The organism is Pseudomonas frederiksbergensis, from assembly GCF_003732275.1.
Classification (GTDB): Bacteria; Pseudomonadota; Gammaproteobacteria; order Pseudomonadales; family Pseudomonadaceae; genus Aquipseudomonas; species Aquipseudomonas frederiksbergensis_H.
Genome location: NZ_MOBM01000021.1, coordinates 56185 through 75824, shown reverse-complemented (window position 1 = coordinate 75824; position 19640 = coordinate 56185). Strand labels below are relative to the sequence as shown.

Annotated in this window: 19 protein-coding genes; 15 read left to right on the top strand and 4 right to left on the bottom strand. The window is 58.6% G+C overall.

Features of this window, described 5'->3' with window-relative positions; genetic code table 11:
• Nucleotides 1-2: 2 nt before the first annotated feature.
• Nucleotides 3-2123 carry a mechanosensitive ion channel family protein gene (locus BK662_RS17240; protein ID WP_123359051.1) on the bottom strand — a complete coding sequence of 707 codons (2121 nt, stop codon included), beginning with the start codon at nucleotides 2121-2123 and terminating at the stop codon, nucleotides 3-5.
• Nucleotides 2124-2397: 274 nt separating this feature from the next.
• Between BK662_RS17240 and BK662_RS34835 the strand changes: the two genes are divergently transcribed.
• The 5 genes from BK662_RS34835 to BK662_RS17215 all read left to right on the top strand — a co-directional run bounded on the left by BK662_RS34835 (nucleotide 2398) and on the right by BK662_RS17215 (nucleotide 6758).
• Nucleotides 2398-2559 (top strand): hypothetical protein, encoded by a 162-nt coding sequence (locus BK662_RS34835; RefSeq protein WP_185047152.1) that lies wholly within the window; start codon nucleotides 2398-2400, stop codon nucleotides 2557-2559.
• Between the two features lie 212 nt (nucleotides 2560-2771).
• Nucleotides 2772-3698, top strand: coding sequence for a DUF72 domain-containing protein (locus BK662_RS17230; protein ID WP_123359050.1), 927 nt, complete (start codon nucleotides 2772-2774; stop codon nucleotides 3696-3698).
• Nucleotides 3695-4492 (top strand): endonuclease/exonuclease/phosphatase family protein, encoded by a 798-nt coding sequence (locus BK662_RS17225; RefSeq protein ID WP_123359049.1) that lies wholly within the window; start codon nucleotides 3695-3697, stop codon nucleotides 4490-4492. The genes BK662_RS17230 and BK662_RS17225 overlap by 4 nt, the downstream gene beginning before the upstream one ends.
• Nucleotides 4489-5775 (top strand): cardiolipin synthase ClsB, encoded by a 1287-nt coding sequence (gene clsB, locus BK662_RS17220; protein ID WP_123359048.1) that lies wholly within the window; start codon nucleotides 4489-4491, stop codon nucleotides 5773-5775. The genes BK662_RS17225 and clsB overlap by 4 nt, the downstream gene beginning before the upstream one ends.
• A complete protein-coding gene (locus BK662_RS17215; protein ID WP_123359047.1) occupies nucleotides 5772-6758 on the top strand; it encodes a lysylphosphatidylglycerol synthase domain-containing protein in 987 nt (328 codons plus the stop codon). The genes clsB and BK662_RS17215 overlap by 4 nt, the downstream gene beginning before the upstream one ends.
• Nucleotides 6759-6881: 123 nt before the next feature.
• On the opposite strand, the gene BK662_RS17205 is transcribed toward BK662_RS17215, so the two are convergent.
• The 3 genes from BK662_RS17205 to BK662_RS17195 all read right to left on the bottom strand — a co-directional run bounded on the left by BK662_RS17205 (nucleotide 6882) and on the right by BK662_RS17195 (nucleotide 10042).
• On the bottom strand, nucleotides 6882-7640 hold the full coding sequence (locus BK662_RS17205; RefSeq protein WP_123359045.1) for an alpha/beta hydrolase family protein: 759 nt from the start codon (nucleotides 7638-7640) through the stop codon (nucleotides 6882-6884).
• Entirely contained in the window at nucleotides 7630-8739 is a 1110-nt protein-coding gene (locus tag BK662_RS17200; RefSeq protein ID WP_123359044.1) for a DUF3182 family protein, read from the bottom strand. The genes BK662_RS17205 and BK662_RS17200 overlap by 11 nt, the downstream gene beginning before the upstream one ends.
• Nucleotides 8740-9046: 307 nt before the next feature.
• Nucleotides 9047-10042, bottom strand: coding sequence for a GlxA family transcriptional regulator (locus BK662_RS17195; RefSeq protein WP_123359043.1), 996 nt, complete (start codon nucleotides 10040-10042; stop codon nucleotides 9047-9049).
• A 101-nt stretch (nucleotides 10043-10143) separates the two neighbouring features.
• Here BK662_RS17195 and BK662_RS17190 point away from each other — a divergent pair, with 101 nt between their 5' ends.
• From BK662_RS17190 to BK662_RS17140, 10 genes are all read left to right on the top strand, one after another.
• Complete coding sequence (locus BK662_RS17190) at nucleotides 10144-10692, top strand: cysteine hydrolase family protein (protein ID WP_123359042.1); 549 nt, start codon at nucleotides 10144-10146, stop codon at nucleotides 10690-10692.
• 333 nt (nucleotides 10693-11025) lie between these two features.
• On the top strand, nucleotides 11026-11607 hold the full coding sequence (locus tag BK662_RS17180; RefSeq protein WP_123359041.1) for a YjfI family protein: 582 nt from the start codon (nucleotides 11026-11028) through the stop codon (nucleotides 11605-11607).
• A 24-nt stretch (nucleotides 11608-11631) separates the two neighbouring features.
• Nucleotides 11632-12330: a PspA/IM30 family protein gene (locus BK662_RS17175; RefSeq protein WP_052967054.1), complete on the top strand. Its 699-nt coding sequence runs from the start codon at nucleotides 11632-11634 to the stop codon at nucleotides 12328-12330.
• Between the two features lie 164 nt (nucleotides 12331-12494).
• Complete coding sequence (locus BK662_RS17170; protein ID WP_123359040.1) at nucleotides 12495-13058, top strand: rhomboid family intramembrane serine protease; 564 nt, start codon at nucleotides 12495-12497, stop codon at nucleotides 13056-13058.
• 71 nt (nucleotides 13059-13129) lie between these two features.
• Entirely contained in the window at nucleotides 13130-14164 is a 1035-nt protein-coding gene (locus BK662_RS17165) for an ion channel (RefSeq protein ID WP_123359039.1), read from the top strand.
• The gene (locus tag BK662_RS17160; protein WP_123359038.1) at nucleotides 14151-14825 is read left to right on the top strand and encodes a DUF2491 family protein; all 675 of its coding nucleotides are present in this window, start codon (nucleotides 14151-14153) and stop codon (nucleotides 14823-14825) included. The genes BK662_RS17165 and BK662_RS17160 overlap by 14 nt, the downstream gene beginning before the upstream one ends.
• A 14-nt stretch (nucleotides 14826-14839) precedes the next feature.
• Complete coding sequence (locus tag BK662_RS17155; protein ID WP_123359037.1) at nucleotides 14840-15268, top strand: DUF350 domain-containing protein; 429 nt, start codon at nucleotides 14840-14842, stop codon at nucleotides 15266-15268.
• 19 nt (nucleotides 15269-15287) lie between these two features.
• Complete coding sequence (locus BK662_RS17150) at nucleotides 15288-16016, top strand: DUF1190 domain-containing protein (RefSeq protein ID WP_123359036.1); 729 nt, start codon at nucleotides 15288-15290, stop codon at nucleotides 16014-16016.
• Nucleotides 16017-16028: 12 nt separating this feature from the next.
• Nucleotides 16029-17186 (top strand): glutathionylspermidine synthase family protein, encoded by a 1158-nt coding sequence (locus BK662_RS17145; protein WP_123359035.1) that lies wholly within the window; start codon nucleotides 16029-16031, stop codon nucleotides 17184-17186.
• Between the two features lie 108 nt (nucleotides 17187-17294).
• Nucleotides 17295-19499, top strand: a complete 2205-nt coding sequence (locus tag BK662_RS17140) for an OsmC domain/YcaO domain-containing protein (RefSeq protein ID WP_123359034.1) — start codon at nucleotides 17295-17297, stop codon at nucleotides 19497-19499.
• Nucleotides 19500-19640: the final 141 nt, after the last annotated feature.

Here is a 19640-nt window from a genome sequence, read left to right as displayed (position 1 = left end):
TGCTATTGGGTACGCGGCTGATCCGGCAACAACACCGGCGAATCATCCCGCGTCGCCCCATCATCCTCCGGCTCATCCACATGCCTATTGGGAATCAAAACCTGCTGTGGGTAAGTCTGCGCGAAATGCACCCATGGGCTGTTATCCACAAGCTTTTTCAAACGCTGATTGAACGCCCGGCTCACCGCATATTGCCCACCCGACACGGTACGAAACTGCGCCGTCAACACCACGCCGTTCAGGTCCATTTTGTCGACACCGAACACATCCAGCGGCCCTTGCAGGTTGTACTTGAGAAACGCATCGTCACGAATCGAATCCCCGGCCTCGCGGATCAGTTCTATGGCCTTGTCGACATCGGTGTCGTAGGTGAACTGCACCGAGAAAAACGCAAATGCAAACTGCCGCGATTGATTGGTCACGGCCTTGATCTGGCCGAACGGCACCGAGTGTACAAAGCCCTTGCCGTCGCGCAGGCGCAGGGTGCGAATGGTCAGGCCTTCGACAGTGCCGGCGTGGCCAGAATCGAGCACCACCCAATCGCCGATCGACAAAGTGTCTTCGATGATGATGAACAACCCGGTGATCACGTCCTGCACCAGTTGCTGGGAGCCGAAACCGATCGCCAGGCCGACCACCCCGGCACCGGCCAACAGCGGCGCGACGTTGATCCCCAGGTTGGCCATGGTGGTGATCGCGCAAATCACCACCAGGATGATTTTGATCGCGTTGCGCAGCAGCGGCAGGATGGTTTTCACCCGCGTGCTCGGCTGGCGCGCCGAGCGTTTGCTGACCGGCGGTTTCAAGGCTTCCTGAATCGCGGTGTCGAGCACTACCCAGAGCAACCACGTCACCAGAAAGATCATGCCGATACTGCTTAACGAATTACTGATCGCTCGGCCCAAGGAGTTGCGCTCAGCAAACTCGAACAGCGACACGCCCCAGATTCGCCCGAGGATTTCGATGAATGCCACGGCCATGACGATCCGCAGCAAGGCGTGAAGCAAGCTGAGAAAACGTTCCTTGTAAGCGCTGCTGCGCTGGATCGTCTCGGCCCGGCGCGACTTGAACACGTGCTGGAAAATCGTGCTGAGAAACACCATTGCGATCAGCAGAACGGTGGTGAGTAACGCACAGCGCAGGGCCTTTTGATTGTCCTCGCCGACGCCGATCAGGTTGATCGCCGACACCAGCACCATCAGCAGGATCGGCCAGTACCAGAGCCCCGAAAAGATTCGCAGGGACTCCTGCAACGAGGGCTGTTTGAGGCGCTGGGCCAATGGGCGGTTACGGATCAGATGCGCCACCGGACGACGCAGGCGAATCACCAATAAACCGAAGATGATCGACGCGAACAGCCCCGTGAAGACCGCGATACTGCTGGTGATGTTGCCGCCCAATTGCCGGGCGATCTGCGGGCTGGTCAAGGCATCGCTCAGCGCCGCAAGAAAGCCGATCATGAACAGCGGTCTGGGGCAGTAGTCACGGATGATCTGCACCGCCCGGCGCTTATGACCGGTGTTGAACATGACGATCACGCAGAGCAGCATCGAGGTCGAGAAAATGCCGCTGCTGGTGGCGTAGGCGAAACACAGCGCCAGGGCGCGCCCCACCGAAGCTTGCAGAAAATGGCTGACGTAGAGGGTCAGCGGCAGACAGATCACGGCGGGCAAGGTGAAAGGCATCAAATACTTGAGCAGGTCCTGGCTGCGCTCGCGCGTTCGCAACCAACGGCCCAGATTCAAATGCCTGGCCAGAATGCCGCCGAGCACCGTGAGCAAGGCAAACGTGCCGAGCCACACACCGGACAACAACAGGAAGTCAGCGGCCACGCCCCAGGAAGAACGGGACGATGGCTGATTCATCAGTTTGTCCACTTCATCCGCCGCCCGGTCGGCGCGCAGACGCCAGGCGTCCACCAGATTTTGGTTGAGATCAAGTTTGTCCTGAACGTCGTCGATGCCGGAGCTGATAGCCCCGAGCAGGCCGCCCTGGACCAGCGGCTCAGCCTTGGCGGGCTCTTCGGCTACAGCGGGAAGGCCTGGCAACGTGGCGGCTTCCAGTTCGTTGCTGCCCAGAAACAGCAACGCCCCCAGTAGTATCGCGGTCTTGAACTTGAACAAAACGCGGAGCTCCTTCACAAGGGTCTGTAAGGAACTGATTGGCAAATGGCGTCCAAGTTCGGTTTTGGTCGCAAGATAGCCCGCCGATGCGGTTCACTGTGGCGAGGGAGCTTGCTCCCGCTGGGGTGCGAAGCGCCCCAAAACCTGCAAACCGATTATCCCGGATGCACCGCGTTGTATGGCTTTGCGACTGCTTCGCAGTCGAGCGGGAGCAAGCTCCCTCGCCACAGGGTTTCATTCGCCACTCGATATTTGACCTACGCGCAAATATCAGATGCCAATCCCTGTATTTTTCCGCACGACCCAACCCTCGACACTGCGTTCGGTGGTCTTGGTCGCACCGGCACTGACCGCCTGGAGTGGGCGTCTTGACCGGTTGGGTCCGGTGTATGCCGAACCGGCTGAAGGCTCGGCCCGTATCGTCGTCGGGCATTGATCAACCTGTGGGAGCGGGCTTGCTCGCAAAAGCGGTGTGTCAGCGACATCAATACTGGATGTGCCGCCGCTTTCGCGAGCAAGCCCGCTCCCACATGTGATTTGTGGTGGATTTTGAGTTTTACCGTCCGTAGCCCCGTCGAAACTTTCTCGTACGCCCGGCAGTCATCAAAAGACAGAGGCTGTCCGAGGGCTACATTGACGGGAGGCGACATGGCGGCGATTCATATCGGAATTTCAGGCTGGCGCTACACGCCTTGGCGGGGGGAGTTCTACCCGAAGGGGCTGACCCAGAAGCGCGAATTGCAATTCGCTTCACGGGCAGTGAACAGCATCGAAATCAATGGATCGTTTTACGCCCTGCAACGGCCCGAACGTTATGCCCAGTGGCACGACGAAACCCCGGCGGGCTTCGTGTTCAGCGTCAAGGCGCCGCGTTTTATCACCCACATCAAACGCCTGCGGGACATCCATAAACCCTTGGCGAATTTCTTCGCCTCCGGGGTGCTGGAACTCAAGGAAAAACTCGGCCCGATCCTCTGGCAGTTTCCACCCAACTTCAAATTCGACCCGGAATTATTCGAAAGCTTTCTCGAGCAATTACCCCACGACACGGAACAGGCCGCCGCCCTCGCCCGCCAGCATGAGCCGCGCTTGAACGGTCACGCCAGCATGAAGGCCTACGGCAAAAAACCGCTGCGCCATGCCGTGGAAATTCGCCACGAAAGTTTCGTCGATCCCGCCTTCGTCCGCCTGCTCAAACGCTACAACACCGCACTGGTCATTGCCGACACCGCCGGTAAATGGCCGTACCGCGAAGACCTCACCAGTGACTTCGTCTATCTGCGCCTGCACGGTGCCGAAGAGCTCTACGCCAGCGGTTACACCCCACAAGCGCTGCAACGCTGGGGCGACCGGATCGAAGCCTGGTATCACGGACAGCAACCGCCAGATCCGCAATTGATCGCGCCCCGGCAAAAACCCAAGACACGCAAATCCCGGGAAGTGTTCTGCTATTTCGATAACGACATCAAAGTCCGTGCGCCCTTCGACGCCCGCCGCTTGCTTGAGCGCTTGCATCTCGACAAAGACCTTGCCACCGCCCCCGGTGAGCCAGTTGCCGAAGGAGTGCTGCCATGAGCGTTCCCGAACCGGTCGGTACTACGGATGAACAGCAACCCATCATCAGCGCCGTGAGCCGTTTCACCGTGCTGACGGTCAACACCCACAAGGGTTTCACCGCGCTCAACCGACGCTTCATCCTGCCCGAACTGCGTGAGGCGGTGCGCAGTGTGTCCGCCGACGTGGTGTTTTTGCAGGAGGTCCATGGCACCCACGAACATCATCCACAGCGCTACCTCAATTGGCCGGCGATGCCCCAGTACGAATTCCTTGCCGATACCCTGTGGCCGCAATTTGCCTATGGGCGCAACGCGGTCTATCCGGCGGGCGATCACGGCAATGCGCTGTTGTCGAAGTTTCAGATTATTCGTCACGACAACCTCGACGTTTCCATCAGCGGCCATGAGAACCGCGGAATTCTGCATTGCGTGCTGCGGATGCCCGGCGATGGCCGGGAAGTGCATGCCATTTGTGTCCATCTGGGGCTGCGCGAAAGTCACCGGACGGCACAACTCAAGCTGCTGAGCCAACGTTTGGAAGAGTTGCCGGAGGATGCCCCGGTGGTGGTCGCCGGCGACTTCAACGACTGGCGCCTGCGCGCCGATGCGCTGCTCAAGCCCTGCGGTTTGCGTGAGGTATTCGCTGAGCTGCATGGCAAACCAGCGCGCAGTTTCCCGGCGCGTTTGCCGGCGTTGCGCCTGGACCGCATCTACGTGCGCAACCTCAAGGCCAGCCATCCGCAAGTACTGGCGGCACGGCCCTGGTCACACCTTTCCGACCATGCACCGCTATCGGTGGAGATCGAGCTATGACCGGCCCATTGATGGAAAAAACCGCGATCGAACACGTTTCCGCACCTCCGCCGGTGCGTGAGCCGGCGGTAGTTAACATTGAATACGGCTGGCACGGTAATAACCGGGTCGAATTGCTAGAGAACGGCGAGGAATACTTTCCACGGGTGTTTGAAGCGCTGCGCCAGGCCCAGAGTGAAATCCTGCTGGAGACCTTCATTGTGTTCGAGGACAAGGTCGGCAATGAGCTGCAAAAAATTCTGATTGAAGCGGCTCAACGCGGCGTGCGCATCACCGTCAGCCTCGACGGTTTTGGCTGTGGCGAACTGAGCACGGAGTACCTCGCGGCGCTGAGCAATGCAGGTGTGCGCCTGCAAATATTCGACCCCGCCCCGCGTCATCTGGGCATCCGCACCAACTGGTTTCGCCGTCTGCACCGCAAGATTGTGGTGGTCGACGGCAAGATTGCATTCCTCGGTGGAATCAACTTTTCCGCCGACCATTTGGCCGACTTCGGCCCCGAGGCCAAACAGGATTATTCGATTGAAGTGCAAGGCCCGGCGGTGGCCGATATTCATCATTTCGCCTTGCTGCAAAGCGGTCGCCCGGCCCGGGCCAAATACTGGTGGCAACGCCGCAGACAAAGGCGCGCGGAACTGGCGGTCAGCGATCACGATGGTCAGGTGCGGCTGGTGTATCGCGACAACGGAGAACACCCCAGCGATATCGAGGAAGTGTACTTGCGGGTAGTACGCAGCGCCCGGCGTCGCGTGGTGATCGCCAACGCCTACTTCTTTCCAGGCTATCGGCTGCTGCGCGAAATCCGCAATGCGGCGCGTCGAGGGGTCGAGGTGCGCCTGATTCTTCAGGGGCAGCCGGACTTGCGGGTGGCCAGGCTCGCCGCGCGCATGACCTATGACTACCTGCTGCGGGCCGGGGTAGTGATTTATGAATATTGCGACCGTCCCTTGCATGGCAAAGTCGCCCTGGTCGACGAGGACTGGAGCACGGTCGGCTCAAGTAACCTCGACCCGCTGAGCCTGTCCCTGAACCTGGAGGCCAATGTGTTGATCCGCGACCGTGCCTTCAATCGCGACCTGTTCGAGCGTCTCGACGAATTGAGCAGCAACCACTGCAAGGTCATGTCGGCGGACAAAGCGCCTCGCGGCCGGGTCTGGCACATGACCATCGGCTTTCTGGTGTTTCACTTCCTGCGGCATTTCCCGGCGTGGGCCGGTTGGTTGCCGGCGCATAAACCGCGCCTGAAACCCTTTATTCATCCGACCGGGAGCGATAAGGCATGAGGCATTCTGATGCGCAGCCTGCCGCTCACTCCGACACGCCGCGAAAATCCCACTGGCATCGCTGGAAAAAGCCGCTGACGATGCTGTTTTTTCTGGCGTTGATCGTACTGTTCACGATGCTCGCCCAACGCATCGAATGGGGTGAAGTGTTCGATACCCTGGCCGATTTCAAAGTGCGCACACTGATCATCGCGTCCGGGGTGACGCTGATGAGTTTTCTGGTGTACGCCTGCTTCGACCTGATCGGCCGCACGTACATCCGGCAGGACCTGACGTGGCGGCAAATCCTCCCGGTGGGGATCATCAGCTATGCCTTCAACCTTAACCTGAGCGCCTGGGTCGGCGGCATCGCCATGCGTTATCGGCTGTATTCGCGGCTCGGCGTGAGCAAAAGCAACATCGCGAAAATCCTCGGGCTGAGCCTGGCGACCAACTGGTTCGGCTACATGGTGATTGCCGGCACAGTGTTCAGCAGCGGACTGGTGCGAATGCCGCCAGGCTGGAAGCTGAGCAGCGGTGCCCTGCAAGGCGTGGGCGTGTTGTTGCTGCTATTGAGTGCGGGATATCTGGCGGCCTGCCGGTTTTCCAGACGGCGGGAGTGGTCGATTCGCGGCGTGGAAATCAACCTGCCGTCGCTGCACATGGCGATCCTGCAACTGGCCCTCGGCGCGCTGAACTGGGCGCTGATGGCGGCGGTGATTTTCACCCTGCTGCCGAGCAAGCTGGACTATCCGCTGGTGCTTGGCGTGTTGCTGATCAGCGCCATTGCCGGGGTCATCACCCACATTCCGGCCGGGCTCGGGGTGCTGGAGGCGGTGTTCGTGGCGCTGCTGCAACACGAGGTCTCGCGGGGAAGCCTGGTGGCGGGGTTGCTCGCTTATCGGGCGATCTATTTCCTCCTGCCGCTGCTGATTACGGTGGTGATGTACCTGGTGGTGGAAGCCAAGGCGAAGTCGTTGCGGATCCAGAAGAAACCTTCTTGAGGATTGTGGTGAGGCGGCTGCCGCCATCGCGAGCAGGCTCGCTCCCACATTGGATTTGTGTGCGCCGCCGATCCCTTGTGGGAGCGAGCCTGCTCGCGAATAATCGCAAGAACACTGCAAATCTCAACTCGACTGAATAATGCTCAACCGCTCGCCCACCACCATTTCCGTGATCCAGCCAACGAGGATTGAGGTGTACGCCTGTTGTGAGACAGGCTCGCTCAAGGCGTGATCGGCACCATCGATGATCCGGTGAGTCAGCGAGTGGGTCTGCTGACACGCTGCGCGGTAACTCATGATGGTCGCATGGGGCACATAGGCGTCTGTCTCGGACTCCACCAGCAACACATCCCCGGTAAATTGCGAACAGGCATGCAGTGCGCGATTGCTGTCGGCGCGGACCCGCGTGCTGCGGTAATCGCGCAAATCGAGCTTGTCCAGCTCACGCTTGGGTGTGTGCCAAAAGTCGTCGCGATACAACGCCGGCACCCGCAACGCCAACCAGCGCACCGGGCGCAACGACGTCAGGATCGACGCCAGATAACCGCCATAACTGGTGCCGACCACGGCGATCGCTGAGGTGTCGAGCGCCGGATGGGCGAGCAAGCGGTCGTAGGCCGCCAGCAGGTCACGCAGGTTGTCTTCGCGGGTTACCCGGGACAACGGAATACCGGTCCCGCCGGTGTGGCCGCGCAAGTCGAATGTCAGGCACACGCAACCCAACCCGGCAATGCCTTTGGCGCGCTCCAGGTCGCGCTCCTGACTACCGCCCCAGCCATGAACGAAAAGCACACCCGGGACTTTCGATTTGGGGCTGAGGAAGGTTCCGCTCATCTGTTCATCGTCGATGTCGATCTGAATGGTTTCGCTTCTAGCCGTCATAGGATTTGACCGTTACGTACTTGAGAAGAAAGTCACTGTGTTCCGCTGGCCCGCGGTAGACCTCGATGGCGTCGGTCGGCAGCGGTTGATCGGTATAGGTTTCGACCGACGACACGCGAATCGCGCGCAAGCCGGGGTTGTTGACGAAGCTCTGCAGCGCCGCGACTTCAGCACTGCTGGCACCGCCCAGGCGCCAGGATTGTTCGAGCACGCCGCTGCATTGTTTGCCATCGCAATCCAGCCCTTGGGCGATGTCGTAGTTGCGCCGCGAGGCATAGAAACCGGGGTAGGCTTCATCGGCCGCGCTGTCGAATACCTGCGCTTGCTGGATCGCCAGCCTCATGTCGTCCGGTAGTTCCAGCGCCAGCAGGTCCTCGTAATAACCCTGCACCACCAACAGATTGGACCCTCCATAAACCTGCTCGCCCTGACCGTCTTCGGTCAAGTATTGATCACCGCAATAACTCAGCACTTTGTCGCCGATAAAACTCTGACCGACGCTATGGGTGACCACCTCGGTCAAGTCTTGTTCCAGCACCACACCTTCGGTGAACAAAGTTTCGGCATCGGGGCGAGCGAGGATGGCGTCGAACTGGTCGAGGCTTTTGATCACTTCCTGACCGCGTCCGGCGCAGGCATGAATAGGCTTCATGCGGATCGGACCGCTGTAGAGCAGATGCTCCGCTGCCGGGCGAGCATCGTCCAGGGAGAACACGCTGAGGCCATCGAGCACGACGCTGCGTACCCGGTCGGAAAACAACGACGACCAGCCTTCGGGCGCGAACGCATAGCGGTTCAGCAACCCATGGCTGATGGCTTTGGTGCAGATGAAATCGTGGTCGACGTAACCGCCCCACAAATCCTCCGGCCCTTTGACGCCCAGCTGCCGGGCGGCAGCAACGCCCACCAGTGTCTGGGTCGGCAACAGATAAACATCACGGCCGCCATGCAGGTCCAAGTCATAACTGCCGCCGTATTCGAGCCCGACGACATGCGCCAGCCAACGGGCCAGCGCGCGGTTGGTTTCGACTTCGTGCAGCGAGGCGTCGGGGCGCACCGAATGGGCGAGCACCAGTTTCTTGCGGTTTGTTGGGGTCATGCGTTCCCCTTCAATCTGCGCTTGATAAATGTAGCTGAAGGAAGTGCAGAGATCAGGCCAACGGCGGCTGGGGAGAAACGGCTTTCAAATCAGCCGTTTGCGAAATACGCGATAGCACAAGGCCTGTTTTATTCTGCACGACACCTTTCAATACTCCCGGCATTTTGCACGATTCAAGCCTGCCGCCGACCCCATGTGGGAGCGAGCCTGCTCGCGATTGGGGCCTGACATTCGATACTCATGTTGATGACACACCGCTATCGCGAGCAGGCTCGCTCCCACATTTTTAGATTTGTGCCGATGCTTGCTATCGAGCCGCAACTGCGCTCGGCGTCACACCAAACCGCTCCCGGTAATCACTCGGCGCCAGCCCGGTAATCTTTTTGAACGTTGCCCGAAACGCACTCGGGTCCTGATAACCCACGGTCCAGGCAATGTGATCAATGGTGCCGTTGGTGAATTCGAGCATTTCCCGCGCCTTGCCGACTCGCAGGTGCTGGCAGTACTCGGTGGGTTTCAACCCGGCCGCCGCACGAAAGCGCCGCAAGAATGTGCGCTCTTCCAGCCCCGCTCGCTCGGCCATCGCCGCCACCGAGACATCGGTCGCCCCAGTGCTTTGCAACCAGTGCTGGACCTTGAGAATCGACGCATCGCCATGGCTGAGAATCGGTGAAAAATTACTGCCGCACTCGCTCGCGCTGTCGCTGTGCTCCACCACCAGAAAGCGCGCTGTGCCGGTGGCGATGCTCGGCCCGAGAAAACGGTCCACTAGCCGTAAACCCAGCTCTGCCCAAGCCATCAGCCCGGCAGTAGTGATCAAGTCGCCATCATCCACAATAGGTGTGTCGGCCTTGAGTTTGATCGCCGGATAACGCTCGGCGAAGAACTTGGCCGAAGTCCAGTGGGTGGTCGCGCTACGGCCGTCGAGCAGACCGCTTTCGGCCAATAGAATAGAACCCACGCAGACTCCGCCGAGGGTCGCGCCGCTGGCGTGTTGCTGGCGAATCCAGCGAATCAGCTCGTGGGGTGCCTGCCTCTCGGAAAAACCGCCGATCGAGGGCGGAATCAACACGGCGACCAACGCGTCAATCGGGCCGGGATGACTGTCGTAGACCCGCTCGGGCACCTGATCGCCCTCGACCTGCCAATGACTGATCCGCAGCAAAGGTAATTGTGTCGCCTGATGCTCGGCGGCGATCCGGTTGGCCACGCCGAACAGGTCCGTCAGCCCATGCACCGCCGCCATCTGCGCACCGGGATAAATCAATACCCCCAGTTCGGCGATTGCCCTTTCCACGCCCATGTCAGTTTTCCCCCTTTTATTGTCGGTATGGCCAATCCTCGAACGAACGGCCAGCACCAATACTTGATTCCACACCCAATACCCACTTCGAGGAAACAGTCATGGCCAAGCAAGCACTTATCGTAGTCGATATCCAGAACGACTACTTCCCCCAGGGCAAGTGGCCGCTGGTGGGCGCCGACGCCGCAGCAGACAACGCCGCACGGTTGATTCAGGCATTTCGCGAGGCCGCTGATCCGGTGGTGCATATCCGCCACGAATTCACCTCCGACGCCGCGCCGTTCTTCACACCGGGCTCCGACGGCGCGAAGTTGCATCCCAAAGTTCTCAACCGCGCCGACGAGCCGGTGGTGCTCAAACACTTCGTCAACTCGTTCCGCGAGACCGAACTGGAGGCCATCCTCGACCAGCAAGGCATCGAGCACCTGGTGGTGGTCGGGAGCATGAGCCACATGTGCATCGACGGCATCACCCGCGCCGCCGCCGACCTGGGTTACACCGTCACGGTGATTCACGACGCCTGTGCCACCCGTGACCTGGAATTCAACGGCGTCACCGTCCCGGCCGCCCACGTTCACGCCGCCTTCATGTCGGCCTTGGGTTTTGCTTATGCAAGTGTGGTGTCCACTGACGATTTTCTGGCTGATTAAGATGAGGAACCTGTGGGAGCGGGCTTGCTCGCGAAAGCGGTGTATCAGGCAACATCAATGTTGACTGTCTCGCCGCCTTCGCGAGCAAGCCCGCTCCCACATGACTTTCTATTGCCATACGCCTGTGCAACAGTCGAAAAAATCTCACGCGTGAGCTATTGAGGTCCGCAAAAATTGCCTGTAGTGTTTCTCACGCGTGAGTTTTTTCACAACGAGGTCAGCATCATGAAAAGCAGCTCTCCATCAGATCCGCCCACCGGATCTGTTACCGATCCAGCGAGCCAAAAGGGAGAGCGCTCGAAACCGTCCGCGAAAAAACCATCCAGCTTCTACATGAAGCAGATGCGCGCGGGCCTGGGTGCCGCCGGTTATGTGAAACACGAGACTTGGGTGCTTCCCGAAAACCGAAGCCTGCTCAAGCAGATGGAGAAACAGCTACGCCAACCGATTCTGGCTGGCTCATTCATGTCGGAGAATTACATGAGCGCAGGTACTAACTGGAACATCGACCGCCTCTTCAGCGCCCTTCAGGCCCTTGATGACGTGGTTTCCAACGACATCACCCTTTCCCTCGTTCAAGGCTCCGAGTCCAGCATCAAGCTGGAAATGAACGATTTCGGTGGTTTGCCGATTTACATCGCGGTGGTTGGCGAGCAGATCATCGTCGACACCGTGCTGGTGGACATCGAGTCGATCAAGGACGTACCGGCCTTCAACGATGCCGTTCTGCGCAGCCGGGAAATGTTCCCGCTGTCCTCGATCGGCATCGAGTCCATGCCCAATGGGCAGATCGTTTACAACATGTTCGGCGCGCTGAGCTCCGACTCCAGCCTGACCAACGTCGTGACCGAGGTCAAAACCCTCGTCGACAACGTCCAGCGCGCCAGCGAAGCCTTTGAACGTTTCTTCATCTAATTTTTCGGGAACAGGAAATATCCAATGACTCAGTCCATCTGGAGCAAATTGTTCACCGCGTTGCGTGGCGGTGCCAACGAAGTCGGCGAATCGATCGTCGACCAACAGGCCCTGCGCATCCTCGACCAGGAAATTCGCGATGCTGACAGCGCGCTGGCCAACGCCAAGCGCGAGCTGGTCACCATCATGGCCAAGCACAAATTGTCGGCTGATCGCGTCAGCGAGTACAACGCCAAGATCAAGGATCTGGAATCCAAGGCCCTGGCCGCGATCCAGGCCAACCGCGAAGACCTGGCACTGGAAGTGGCCGAAGCCATTTCGACCCTGACCAACGAACTGGATGTCGAGCAAAAGCAGGCCACCGAATTCGGCGGTTACGCGGACAACATGCGCAAAGACATCACCAAGGCTGAAAGCCGCATCAAAAGCCTGCGTCAGCAAGTGGACATGGCCAAGGCCCGTGAAAGCGTACAGAAAGCCCAGGTCAGTGCTTCGATCGCCAGTGGCGGCGCCAACGGCAAGCTGGAAACCGCCGTCGGTACGCTGAACCGCCTGCAAGCCAAGCAGCAGCAACGCGCCGCTGAACTGGAAGCCCAGGACCAACTGGCCGATGCGTCGACCGGCACCGACCTGGAGCGCAAGCTGCGCGAAGCCGGCATCACGCCGAACGAAGGCAGCGCCAATGCGATTCTGGAACGCCTGAAGAAAAAATCGGCCGAGTAACCGACTCAAGTGCCGGATGCGTAACCTGTGGGAGCGGGCTTGCTCGCGAAGAGGGAGTGTCAGTCGACATTAATGTTGCCTGACAAAACGCTTCGCGAGCAGGCTCGCTCCCACAATGGATTGCGTTTCAATTTTCGTTGAGTCGAGTTGAGTCGAGGTCACGGATGGATGCCCTGAAGGGTTTCAAGACAATCGCAGGCGTGGCCATCTTCATGGTTGTGCTGCAACTGCTCAATGTTGCGACCGGCTACAGCCTTATTGCCTTCGGCCTGGTGCCGAGAACACTGCAGGGACTGGTCGGCATCATCACCTCGCCTTTCTTGCACGGGTCCTTTGCGCACCTGAGCACCAACCTGATTGCCTTTTTGATCCTCGGTACCCTGGTCATTATCGAAGGGCTCAACCGGTTCATGGCCGTCAGCGCCATCATTATTCTGTTGGGCGGTTCGCTGGTCTGGCTGTTCGGATTTTCAGGCGTACACATCGGTGCCAGCGGATGGGTATTCGGGCTGTGGGCGTACCTCCTGTCGCGCGCCTGGTTCCAGAGGAGCTGGAGCAACCTGATAACGGCCAGTGTCGTGGTCCTGCTCTATGGCGGCCTGATTTTTGGCTTCCTTCCCCGCCAGGGCATGTCCTTCGAAGGGCATATCTTTGGTGCGATCGCCGGATTTATTGCAGCCAAGGTACTGTTATCTACGCCACGCAGCAGGTTTAATGCCGCCCGGTAACCGCATTTGAGCACTCAGACGCCAGAGCGATTACGTCGCCAGGAATGAGCCCCCATGGAGTCAGGGATGTAATGTCGATTTTCCTTTTATTGCGCACGTACGCCTCGTCCTTCTTCCATCGGTTCGGCTGGGCAGGCCTGGCCATTGCGCTGGGCATACACCTGAGCACGGCCTATATCGGTCTGGTGCTTCTGGGCGAACAACACCTCACCGCCCCCGCCACGTTTACCTACTTCTATCTCACCACCACGCTCACCGTCGGCTATGGCGATCTCGCACCGCAGACATCGGCGGGACGAATTTTCGTGGCTACCTGGGTCATGCTCGGGGGCATTGCGCTGCTGACGGCAGCCATCGGTAAAACCACCAGCAGTGTCATCGATGTATGGAGAAAAGGCATGAAGGGCAAAGGCGATTTCACCGGCAAGGTCGGCCACACCGTTCTCATCGGCTGGGAAGGCGCGTCCAGCGAGCGGGTCATAGAATTGTTGCTGCAGGACGAAACCTCCAATGACAACCTGATCGTCATTTGCGATTGCGACCTCGAAGAAAATCCCATGCCGGGCAAAACGTCCTTTATCAAAGGCGAAAGCCTGTCCTCTGCCGCGCTTTTGCTGCGTGCTGGCGTGCCCGGTGCCGAACGCGTCCTGGTGCGCACCCACTCAGACGATCTGACCCTGGCCACCGTGCTGGCGGTCAATCAACTGAACCCTGTCGGGCATGTGGTCGCCCATTTCAATGAAAGTGAAATCGCTGCGCTCGCCAGCGCCTACGCGCCCAGCCTCGAATGCACCTCGAGCATGGCCATCGAGATGTTGGTGCGCGCCTCTCAGGACCCGGGCTCGTCAGTGGTCATCAATGAATTGCTGTGCGTGGGTCAAGGTGCCACCCAGTACCTGATGAGACTGCCCGAGACCTTTGAAGCAACGTTCGGTGACCTGTACGCGCAGATGAAAGAGCGCCACAACGCTACCCTTATCGGCTACCGCGCCAAAGGTGCCCGACAGCCTTCGATCAACCCGCCCGGCGCCACTCGCGTTGAGGGCGGCGAACTCTTCTACATCGCCTCCACTCGCCTCAAGGAAATCACCAATGGGATGGTTTAAACAGTTGATGGGGCTTGAGGCCCCGAAAGCGAATACAGAATCGAAATGGACAGCCAACGAAACCCTGGCCGCCATCGGTCCGCTGGGCCTGGCATTGGGCAAAGAGGTGATGTTCGACACCACCCTGAAGTTGTTGCTCGACGGTAACACCACCGTGGTCATCCCTGGCTCCCAGCAGATCTGGAGCGCTGGCACTGTTGATCTCGGGCAGTCGAACTGGCTGTCACGCTATTACATGAATGACGAAGACTACTGGCTGCAGGTGCATACCACCGGCGATATTGCCGGACAGGTCGAGTCGGTGATCCTGTTCAATTACCTCAGTTACGTCACCATCAACAGTGAAGCAGAGCTGAGTCGGCTGGCCGGCCCTCAAAGCCTGATCGGGCTGCCGACCTACACCCATAACGGCGTCGAATACACCCGCGAATGGGGCACCGAGAGTGGCCAGACAGAACTGGTGACGCTGAGCGAACACCTGAAAAACCCGGATGAGTCCTACAGCATCGAGCACCGTTCGATGCTGTACGCCCGCGAAACCGGCCTGACCGATCGCCGGGAATTCCTGCTGTTTTCCGTCGAGGAAGACGCCGAAGGCACCATCAGCTTGAGCACTTCGCTGGGCATTTCGCTGTACACCACTGACCTGAACACTTTTTAAAAAGGAAGAAGTCCATGCTTGAAGCGCTCTCCATCTCCCTGAATAAAGCCGCGGTGCTCGGGTTTGTTTCGTACATCCTCGGTGCCGCCGTGCTGTTCGCATTGTTCCAGTTCATCTACACCCGAATCACACCGCACAGAGAGTTCGAACTGATCCGTTCGGGCAACGTTGCGGCCGCGATCGCGCTGGGTGGCGCCATCATCGGTTTCGCCATTCCGGCCAGCAATGTGATTGCCTACTCGATCAGCATTCTGGACTTCGTCGTCTGGGCAGTGATCGCCGCTTTCGTACAACTGCTGGCGTTTCTGGTGACCAGCCTGGTGCTCAAAGGCGCCTCTGAACGCATTAAAAAAGGCGAAATCGCTGCGGGTATCTATGTTGCGGCAGTGGCCATCAGCGTCGGCATGTTGAACGCCGCGTGCATGACCCCTTCCCAGAACTGATTGCGCCACGGAGATCCCGATGAAACGAAGCAAGTACGTTCAGCTCTCGCTGGCAGCGTCGGTCGCCATGGCGATATCAGGCTGCGGGCCGACGGAAAAAACCTACGAGATACACAAAAAGTACAACTTCCAGTCCGTCCAGCAGTGCGCCGATGAAAAGCTCCCGGTCGACATCTGTTCTGACGCCTATATGAAGGCCATGGCCCAGCATCGAAGCATTGCGCCGGTGTACGACAACCAGGCTGATTGCGACGCCGACTTTGTCGTCGACTGGTGTCAGCAGGATTCCGCCGGCAAGTTCATCCCCAAGCTCGGCGGTTTCGAGCTGAGTGCCGATGGCGAAGTGACGCAATCCGAAGTAGACGCAGCCAAGTCAAAATTACCCGCTTCGGAAGCGACTGCCGCTGGGTCGGGATTCTCCGGCAGCAGCCTGCTGACCGGGCTGTTGATCGGCAACATGCTCAGCAGCAACCGCAACAGCTACTACTCCGAGCCGGTCTACCGCTATCGTGATGATCGCGGCAGCTACTCGTCCTCGACACTCAGCCAGCGGGTATCGTCAGGTTCAACCTTCAACAGGTCCAATCAGGCGCGCTACGGCAGCAGTAGCAGTTACACCGACACCATCACCCGCAGTAAGCCGGTGTCTGTTGCGGCCTCCACTTCCCGCGGCGGCTTCGGCAGCCAGGCCAGCGCACGCAGCGGCTGGGGCGGATCGAGCAAGAGTTTTGGCGGGTCGAGCAGTTAAGGAAACAGGGCCATGAAGAAAATCCTCTGCGCAGAGCGTCATGACTGGAAACAGACCGCCGAAAGTCTCGGCTTTCTGTTCCATACCATCGACGACGAACCCTATTGGGACGAGAGCGCGTATTACCAGTTCACGCTCAAACAGATCGAGAACGATCTCGAAGACCCGACCACCGAGATTCATGAGATGTGCATGGACCTGGTGGCCCGCGTGGTTCAGAGCGAGGAACTGCTGGAGCGCCTGAGCATTCCCGCGCCATTCTTCGACATGGTTCGCACTTCATGGCTCGAAGGCCACCCGCACCTGTATGGACGCATGGATTTCTCCTACAACGGCAACGGGCCGGCCAAGTTGCTGGAACTCAACTACGACACGCCGACCAGCCTGTATGAGGCCGCGGCATTTCAGTGGGGCTGGCTGGAGCAATGCATCGAACGCGGCTTGCTGCCCAAGCATGCCGACCAGTTCAACAGCATCGACACCAAGCTGCATCAGGCCTTTGCCCAGCTGCAGCTCAAACAGCCCTTCTATTTCGCCTCGATGAAAGACTCGGTCGAAGACAAAGGCACCACCGACTACTTGCGCCTGATCGCGGAAAAGGTCGGCATCGAATCGCGACACATCGATATCGAGGACATCGGCCTCACCAACGAAGGACGTTTCGTCGATTTAGAAGATCGCTGGATTCCTCACCTGTTCAAGCTGCATGCCTGGGAATTCATCTTCCACGAGCCCTTTGGTGCAGCGATTGCTCAGAGTGATACACAGTTTTTCGAGCCGGCCTGGAAGTCGATCATTTCCAACAAGGGCATCCTGCCGCTGCTGTGGGAGTTCAATAAAGGTCACCCGAACCTGCTTGCGGCGCACCTGGATACAGACCCGGGCAAAGCGGTACCCAAAGGTTGGGTGCGCAAACCATTCTTTTCTCGGGAAGGCGCCAACATCGAGCTGCAAACGGCTGACGGTCTGATCGTGAAAGAGGACGGACCCTACACCGACGCACCTTTTATCCTTCAGGAGTTCGCCCCGCTGCCGAAGTTTGGCGACAGTTTTACGCTGATTGGCTCTTGGGTGATCGCCGACCAGGCAGCAGGGATCGGCGTGCGGGAAGACAACAGTTTGATCACCAAGGATTCGAGCCGGTTTTTGCCACACCTGATACTCGACTGACCCATCCATCGCCGGTGTGGACATAAGTACGATGCCCGCAAGACTTACGGCTGAAATACCGGATAATGGCGGCCAAATCGTCTAGCCCGTTATTCTGGTAATCCCCCCATGGAAATCAAGGTCAACTTTCTCGACAACCTTCGGCTTGAAGCCAAGTTCGATGACTTCACGGTGGTGGCCGATCAACCTATCCGCTATAAGGGCGATGGCTCGGCACCTGGTCCATTCGACTACTTCCTGGCTTCGTCGGCGTTGTGTGCGGCGTATTTTGTGAAGTTGTACTGCAGCACGCGCAATATCCCCACGGATAACATCCGTCTGTCACAGAACAATATTGTTGATCCGGAAAACCGCTACAACCAGATTTTCAAGATCCAGGTCGAGTTGCCGGCAGACATCTCCGACAAGGATCGCCAGGGCATCCTGCGTTCCATCGACCGTTGCACCGTGAAAAAAGTGGTGCAAGCCGGGCCTGAGTTTGTGATCGAAGAAGTCGAAAACCTCGACGCCGATGCCCAGGCGTTGCTGATGCCCGCTTCTAATTCAGAGGCGCACACCTATATCGCGGGCAAGGATCTGCCGCTGGAGCAAACCATCGCCAATATGTCGGCCATTCTGGCGGACCTGGGCATGAAGATTGAAATCGCCTCATGGCGCAACATCGTACCCAATGTGTGGTCGCTGCATATCCGCGATGCGCACTCGCCGCTGTGCTTTACCAACGGCAAGGGTGCGACCAAGGAAGGCGCGTTGGCATCGGCGTTGGGCGAGTTTATCGAGCGACTCAACTGCAACTTCTTCTACAACGACCAGTTCTGGGGCGAAGACATCGCCAACGCGGCATTTGTACACTACCCGGACGAACGCTGGTTCAAGCCTGGTCGTAAAGATGAGCTGCCAACTGAAATTCTCGACGAGTACTGCCTGAAGATTTACAACCGCGACGGCGAGCTGCGTGGTTCCCATCTGATCGATACCAACTCGGGCAACGAAGAGCGCGGCATCTGCTCGCTGCCGTACGTGCGCCAGTCGGATGGCGAGGTGGTGTATTTCCCGTCCAACCTGATTGAAAACCTTTTCCTGAGCAACGGCATGAGTGCCGGTAACACGCTGGCCGAAGCCCAGGTGCAGTGCCTGTCGGAGATCTTTGAGCGCGCGGTAAAACGCGAAATCATCGAAGGTGAATTTGCACTGCCGGATGTGCCGGCCCACGTGCTGGCGAAGTACCCCGGGATACTGGCCGGCATTCAGGCGCTGGAAGAACAGGGATTCCCCGTGTTGGTGAAGGATGCGTCCCTGGGTGGTGAATTCCCGGTGATGTGTGTCACGTTGATGAACCCGCGTACCGGCGGCGTGTTCGCCTCGTTCGGCGCGCATCCGAGCCTGGAAGTGGCGCTGGAACGCAGCCTGACCGAATTGTTGCAGGGCCGCAGCTTCGAAGGCCTCAACGACTTGCCCCAGCCGACTTTCGAAGGTCACGCAGTGACCGAGCCAAATAACTTCGTCGAGCACTTTATCGACTCCAGCGGCGTGGTGTCGTGGCGATTCTTCAGTGCCAAGTCGGATTACGAATTCGTGGAATGGGACTTCTCCGGCCAGGGTGAAAACTCGAATGCCGAGGAAGCCGCGACCTTGTTCGGCATTCTCGAAGGCATGGGCAAAGAAGTGTACATGGCGGTCTACGAGCATATCGGTGCGACGGCGTGCCGCATCCTGGTGCCGAACTATTCGGAAATCTATCCCGTGGACGATCTGATCTGGGATAACACCAACAAAGCGCTGTTTTTCCGCGCCGATATCCTGAACCTGCATCGCCTGGACGAAGACGAACTGCAAGCGCTGGTTGAGCGCTTGGTGGAAAGTGAGCTGGACGACTACACCGACATCACCTCCTTGATCGGCATCGAATTTGACGATAATACGGCTTGGGGTCAGCTGACGATCCTGGAGTTGAAGCTGCTGATTTATCTCGCCTTGCAACAGTTTGAAGAGGCGAAAGAGGCGGTGGAAATGTTCCTGCAGTACAACGACAACACGGTTGAGCGTGGCTTGTTCTACCAGGCCGTCAATGTGGTGCTGGAGATGAAGCTGGACGAAGACCTGGAACTGGAAGACTACGAGGCCAATTTCCGCCGGATGTTTGGCAACGAGCGGATGGATGCAGCAATCGGATCGGTGGACGGCAGCGTGCGCTTCCATGGCTTGACGCCGACCAGCATGAAACTGGAGGGGCTCGACAGGCACCTGCGGTTGATCGATAGCTACAAGAAACTGCACTCGGCACGGGCCAATGTGACCACTTTATTCAGTTAACAGCGTCCACAAAAAAGCGAAGCCAGATCACTGGCTTCGCTTTTTTTTATTACTTACTGGATAGCAGCTTTTTAAAAGGGTAGTTCACGCCTGATAAAACAGTTGAACACCCGGCCACCACCCGATCACGCAATGGCCGGG